This is a genomic window from Ruegeria sp. HKCCA6837, from assembly GCF_013034475.1.
Lineage (GTDB): Bacteria > Pseudomonadota > Alphaproteobacteria > Rhodobacterales > Rhodobacteraceae > Ruegeria.
The window spans coordinates 23,483-29,758 of sequence record NZ_WQGD01000026.1 but is presented as its reverse complement, the minus strand read 5'-3'; the positions used below and the strand labels follow the sequence as shown (position 1 = coordinate 29,758).

At 54.9% G+C, this 6,276-nt stretch carries 5 protein-coding genes and 1 pseudogene; 3 read left to right on the top strand and 3 right to left on the bottom strand.

The window, feature by feature from the left end:
* On the top strand, window positions 1–652 hold a 652-nt coding region (locus tag GOV91_RS22600; protein ID WP_217352051.1), incomplete at its 5' end, for an ester cyclase.
* 199 nt (window positions 653–851) lie between these two features.
* Here GOV91_RS22600 and GOV91_RS21055 read toward each other — a convergent pair.
* The 3 genes and pseudogenes from GOV91_RS21055 to GOV91_RS21050 form a co-directional block, all read right to left on the bottom strand.
* Window positions 852–1,715 carry a HAMP domain-containing sensor histidine kinase gene (locus GOV91_RS21055; RefSeq protein ID WP_254440748.1) on the bottom strand — a complete coding sequence of 288 codons (864 nt, stop codon included), beginning with the start codon at window positions 1,713–1,715 and terminating at the stop codon, window positions 852–854.
* A 33-nt stretch (window positions 1,716–1,748) separates the two neighbouring features.
* Window positions 1,749–2,219: pseudogene (locus tag GOV91_RS22785) on the bottom strand (sensor histidine kinase N-terminal domain-containing protein); the annotation flags it as partial.
* Window positions 2,216–2,884: a response regulator transcription factor gene (locus GOV91_RS21050; protein WP_171236903.1), complete on the bottom strand. Its 669-nt coding sequence runs from the start codon at window positions 2,882–2,884 to the stop codon at window positions 2,216–2,218. The pseudogene GOV91_RS22785 and the gene GOV91_RS21050, both read right to left, overlap by 4 nt.
* Before the next feature lie 139 nt (window positions 2,885–3,023).
* Here GOV91_RS21050 and GOV91_RS21045 point away from each other — a divergent pair, with 139 nt between their 5' ends.
* Window positions 3,024–4,112, top strand: coding sequence for a tricarboxylate transporter (locus GOV91_RS21045; RefSeq protein WP_171236902.1), 1,089 nt, complete (start codon window positions 3,024–3,026; stop codon window positions 4,110–4,112).
* A 79-nt stretch (window positions 4,113–4,191) separates the two neighbouring features.
* Window positions 4,192–6,222 carry a tripartite tricarboxylate transporter permease gene (locus GOV91_RS21040; protein ID WP_171236901.1) on the top strand — a complete coding sequence of 677 codons (2,031 nt, stop codon included), beginning with the start codon at window positions 4,192–4,194 and terminating at the stop codon, window positions 6,220–6,222.
* The last annotated feature ends 54 nt before the right edge of the window (window positions 6,223–6,276 follow it).

The following is a 6,276-nucleotide window of genomic DNA, read 5'->3' as shown; positions in this document are numbered from 1 at the left end:
TAAAACAACGCTCGGGCATTGTCATCTTTTGAAAACCTGCGATGCGATCTCGGGGAATCTTCAAAGCAATGCAGTGAATGGCGGCTTCGTCCGCATTGCAGTCGTTCGTCAGATCGGGTCGAATGACGGCTCCGAGCCCATACCTCCCAAGTGTTGCATCGCAATCATGTCGACAGTAAGCGCCCTTCACTTTGTTGATAGTACGTTGTTTCAAAGGTATCGTGTGCGCATGAAACCGATCCCCAAGACACTTGTTGAGAGCTTCTACGCTGATGTCTGGAACAGACGCGACTTTGACGTCGCGCATGACATAATTGCTGCTGACTTCGGGTTTCGAGGGTCTCTTGGGTCAGAGAAGAAGGGCATTGACGGTTTTCTCGAATATGTGGACGCCGTCCACGCAGCTCTTGGCAACTACACATGCATTATCAACGACCTAGTCCTTACAGATGATCGTGTTGCAGCGCGAATGACGTTCCGAGGCACTCACCAGGCCGAGTTTTTTGGTGTGGCGGCAACCAAAAGAGAGATCGAATGGGCGGGTGCAGCGTTTTTCACATTATCAGGCAATAAGTTATCCCAGCTTTGGGTGCTTGGTGATGTGGATGCTGTGAAACAGCAGTTAGGCGCATCTTCTGTCGGCCAGTTCTGAATTTAGATGTCGGCAAAGTCTCGCAAAGCAGTCACTCACGAAATTTCGACGAACGACTGCGTTGAGCCCAAAGACGACATAGATATAGATTTTGAGAGCTGCGTTCTTCGCTCAGGGCGAATACCTGAATTTAGCAGCAATCGCAGAAACTCGCGTTGACTTTGACTGGTTTTGGGTTCCGAGTGAAATTAGAAACAGCTTACAGGACCATGGGAATCTCAAGCGTAATACTCGCTCCTCTTTCTACTTGGTTGATTTCGATCATTCCTCCGTGGCGCTCCGCCACTGCGGAGACGATTGACAACCCCAATCCGCTGCCCTCCGAATATTCCAACTGAGAAAACCGATTAAATGCCGCTTCGCTTTGGTCTGGCGACAGCCCAGCACCGTCATCGGCCACTGTTAGATTGACGTATTTGCCGTCACACCGCAGCACCACTGAAATTTGGCTCAACATTGTGCCACCGTGTTTGATTGCGTTGTCCAACAGGTTCTTTAGAGCCTCAATCAGAAAGACGCGGTCACCGGTTACCGGGACCGCCGTCTCAGGTATCGTGACGTCGAACTCGATACCCTTTGCTAGGATGTGAACTCCTATCTCCGCGCAGGCCTCTTCAACGACCGAGCGGAAGTCAATTTTATCCATTTGGTCTTGGTGCGTCGGCTGCCTGAGCCTTTCAAGTGATAACAGCTGTTCCGCCACTGTCGCTGATTTTTTTGCAGCCGTAACAAGCTCGGAGATGCGTTTTTCTCGGTCGCCATCCGTTTTCGCGTCCTGCAGCGCTTCGGCCATCGACTGCACTGCGGCCGCTGGGTTCCGCAGCTGATGTGCAGCTTCGGATATAAACACTTGATGGGCGTTGATACTTTTTTCCACCTGACCAAAAAGCCGGTTCAGGGTTCTAACAACACCCTGAACTTCGATCGGGACAGGGCGCTTAATCTCACTGAGGTCATCTGGTGAACGCAGGTCAATTGCGTCCTGCAAATCCAGCAAAGGCCTCAGGCCACGAGCGACGCCGAACCAAACCACAATGGCGAGCGTGGCCAGCAGAATTCCCATGAGAATTCCTGCGCGGATTGACAGTTCATTCGCAAACGCATTGCGATCCGCCATACGATGCCAGACTGTAACTGTCGCATCTCCGATTAGATTTTCTATGGTCACTCGTTCCGTCATCTTAAGAACGCGGACCGGTTCTTGGCGGTAAAGTGCTTCGAAAAACTGCGGCTTGTACACCTCTTCAGCAGTCGGGTTGGTGGCTGCCGGAGGGTAGGCATAGCCTGTCACATAGATGCCGCCGGGTCCCGTTACGTGGTAAAAAATCTCTCCGCCTGACGCGTCACGGATCATGCTGCGTGTCGTTGGTGACAGTGCGTCACCGCCTGAAATCGCAACATCTCGCGATATTGCGAGACCAGCAGATAACAGGCTGTCGTCGAACAATTCCTGAGCCGTTTTCTGCGCAATCATAAAGCGCCAAAGACCAAGCAGAGCGGCAATTAGTATCAAAGGGGTTAGGATAAGAATGAACAGTCTTAACCTGAGCGAGCCGTGATTGATCACTTCTGCACCTCAAGCAGATACCCGAGACCACGGGCTGTTTTAATTCCAATACCGAGATCTTGAAGACGTTTTCTCAGCCGAGATACATGAGGCTCAACTGCCGAGGCCTCGACATCGGCACCCACGCCATAGACGTAATCTGTAAGCTGGCTTTTGGGAACAATTCTGCCCCTGCGCTCCAACAGGCATTCAAGCACCGCGATTTCCCGCCGCGGTATATCCATAACTTCGCCTCGGACACTGACCTGACGTGCGGCGCGGTCGAACTCTAGGCCTCCGATGCTCTCCTTAGCTCCGTAGTCGAGATCTTTGCGTCGAGAAAGCGCCCGGATGCGTGCTTCCAACTCGTCCATTTCGAACGGCTTAACCAGATAATCATCTGCACCCATATCCAAACCTGAAACCCGGTCGCTTGTTTCGGCACGTGCCGTAAGCAAGATCACCGGTACGCCATCGCCACGATTGCGAAGAGATTTCAGGATCTCCAGCCCAGATTGTCCGGGCAAATTTATGTCCAGAACAACCAAGTCTGCGCCTTCTTGCGCAAGATACAAGTCAGCCTCGTTGCCGTCCGCAAGCACTTCCGCCGCATGACCGCGGTCACGCAGACGATACGCAATAGCGTTGGCGAGGGTCTCGTTATCCTCGATTATGACGATCCGCATTCGGGCTCCTGCAAGTTTCGCGCAAGGTTGGCGCTCCATGATTGCCAGATGGGAGGGGGAATCAACCCCACAGTTCTATTTGCGATCACGGTGGCGCAGAGGGCGCTAGCGTGGTTGTCTGGTCAACAGGGAGGAACCAATGACCATTTCCAACTTCACCCGTCGCGCCGTCGTGGGACTGATCGCCGCCGCCGGTATCGCCGCACCTGCCGCTGCCGAGGTCAATTTCTCGGGCAAGACCATTGAATGGGTCATCCCGTTCTCGGAAACGGGTGGCTCCGCCAAATGGGCCAACTTCTTTGCGCCACTTCTGTCCGAAGCCCTGCCGGGCCAACCCACTGTTGTTGTGAAATTTATGCCGGGCGCTGGTTCAACCAAAGGCGCAAACTGGTTCCAGGAGCAGAGCCATGATGACGGCACGCTGCTGTTTGGCACCTCCGGTTCAACTCAATTCCCATATCTGCTGAGCGATCCTCGCGTGCGCTATGAATACAACGACTGGATCCCGGTTATGGCGTCGGGAACCGGTGGTGTTGCCTATCTGAATGCAGAAGACGGAGCAAAGTTTGATGGTTCCGCGAACGCGCTGAAGGACACAAACTTCATTTACGGATCGCAGGGCGCGACACGCCTTGACCTTGTGCCGCTGCTGGCATGGCAAATGTTGGGCATGAGTGTTGAGCCTGTTTTTGGCATCAAAGGCCGTGGCGATGGTCGTCTGATGTTCGAGCGCGGTGAAGCCAACATCGATTATCAGACCTCGTCCGGCTATCTGGGTGGATCGGCCCCGCTGGTTGAATCCGGTCAGGCCGTGCCGATGATGACCTGGGGGGCGCTGGATGCGGATGGTAATATCGTCCGTGACCCGACCTTCCCAGATATCCCGACATTTAAGGAAGTATGTGAAGCCACCGATGGTTGTGAAACCAGCGGTGAGGCATGGGATGCGTGGAAAGCATTCTTTGTAGCCGGTTTCCCGGTTCAGAAGCTGGCGTTCCTGCCGGGTGATACACCTCAGGAAGTGGTCGACGCATACACAGCAGCGTTCCAGGCTGTGACGGAGCGCGGCGACTTTGCCGACATCTCCTCAAAGCGCGTGGGCAAATACCCAGTGTTCGTAGGTGACGGCTCTAAAGCGGCATTGCAAACCGCGACAAACGTCGACGACAACGCCAAAGCCTACGTTCTGAACTGGCTCAAAGAAGCCTATGGTGTCGAGCTGAACTAAGCCCAAACACCACCGCGCGTGCCCCAATGTCGGGCGCGCGCTGTTCCAAACACAAGACAATTTATGAAAGGCGGCCGCTATGGAGGTTTTCGCCACAGCTGTTCCTGCGCTTAGTGACGCGTGGGGTCTGATCCTGCAACCTATCGTTCTGGGATATCTTGTTCTCGGTGTCGTTATGGGACTGGCCGTAGGTGTTTTCCCTGGGCTTGGCGGTATTGCTGGTCTGTCCCTATTGCTGCCTTTCATGTTCGGTATGGACCCGATCCTTGGATTGGCGTTGATGATCGGGATGGTCGCCGTTGTGCCGACCTCTGACACCTTCGCGTCAGTTCTTATGGGCATCCCAGGTAGCTCTGCCTCGCAGGCTACGGTGTTGGATGGTTTCCCGATGGCGAAGAAAGGCGAAGCCGCGCGGGCATTGTCAGCGGCCTTTGCTTCATCGCTTTTCGGCGGTTTGGTCGGTGCAACTTTTTTGACCATGTTCATCCTGGTCGCGCGGCCCATCGTTCTGGCATTTGGTCTGCCCGAGATGCTGATGATCACCATTCTTGGCTTGTCGATGGTCGCTATCTTAGCCGGACGTATCCCACTGAAGGGTGTCGCGGCCGCAGGGCTGGGTTTGATGGTCGGTACGATTGGCGAGGCGGACGCAGGCGGGTCGCTGCGTATGGCGACTTATGACATTCCCTACCTGACCGATGGTTTGAAGTTGGTCATCGTTGGCTTGGGTATTTTTGCGGTGCCGGAAATCGTCTCGCTGCTGCGTCAAGACCGATCAATTGCTAAGGGCGCCTCACTGGGCGCGGGCTGGCTTGATGGCGTCAAAGACTGGGCTGCAAACATCTGGTTGTCAGTCCGCTGTTCAATCATTGGCGTGGTTGTCGGTGTCATTCCCGGCCTTGGTGGCTCGGTTGTTGACTGGATCGCTTATGGCCATTCGGTTCAATCGACTAGAGATAAAAGCAACTTCGGCAAGGGTGAAGTGCGGGGTGTCATTGGACCGGAAAGTTCGAACAACGCCAAAGAAGGTGGAGGGCTGGTTCCAACCCTGCTGTTCGGCATTCCCGGTTCCGGCTCGATGGCAATCTTCATCGGTGCGGTCGCCCTGTTGGGGTCCGGCGATATCGAGGTCGGCCCAAGCATGCTCAAGGACAACCTCGACATCACTTATTCGATCGTCTGGTTGCTGGCGCTTGCCAATGTTGTCGGCACTATCCTGTGCATCGCGGCCTCGGGCGGCATCGCCAAGCTGACAACTATCCGCTTCACCTATCTGGCGCCGTTCCTGTTCATGCTGATCAGCTTCGCGGCCTTCCAATCCGGTCAGAATTTCGAAGACCTTCTGGCCCTGTTTGTGATCGGTCTGATCGGTATCTTCCTGCGTCGCTTTGACTGGTCGCGCCCGGCCTTTCTAATTGGCTTCGTTCTGTCGAACCCTGTCGAAAAGTTCACCAATCAGGCGTTCCAGATCGCTTCGTTCCGCTTCCGCAAAAGCTTTGCAGAAGGCATGGAATATGTCTTTAGCCCGATCGTGATCGTCCTGATCGCGGTCACTGTGGTTTCGGTCATTCTGGGCATTCGCCAATCTAAGATGATCATGGCCGAAGGTGAGGTCAAATCCGGAAGCAAGCGCGCGCCGCTGATCTTTTTGCTGGTGATCATGGCCTATCTGATCGTGGCGTTGGTCAATGCCAACATGATCCCTGACTACAACATGACCGACAAGATCATCCCGCTTGTGATCGGCAGCGTGTCGTTGTTCTGCTGCGTCATTCTGTTGATCCAGATGATGCGGCGACCCGAGGGGGATGCGATCTTTGCTGACAAGGAACTCGCCGGCGAAGATGCGAGCGCGCCACATGGACTTTGGTCAACGCTCGCCTGGTTTGCGGGTTTGATCGCGGCCACTTGGGTTGTGGGTTTTATCCTAGCCCTGATCGGGTTCCTTATCGCATTTTTCCGCATTCGCGCCGGGTCCAGCTGGCAGATGACGCTGCTCCTGACGGCTTGTGGCATCGGTTTCATGTGCTTCATGGCCGGCGCTTTGAACAGGGATTTCCCGCCGGGTCTGCTGCAAGACATGGTGAACCTGCCATGGCCGCTCAATTGAGCGCTCCACGGTTGCCCGGCCGGCCAATCTGGCGGGCTGGGCAGCGCTGAAATC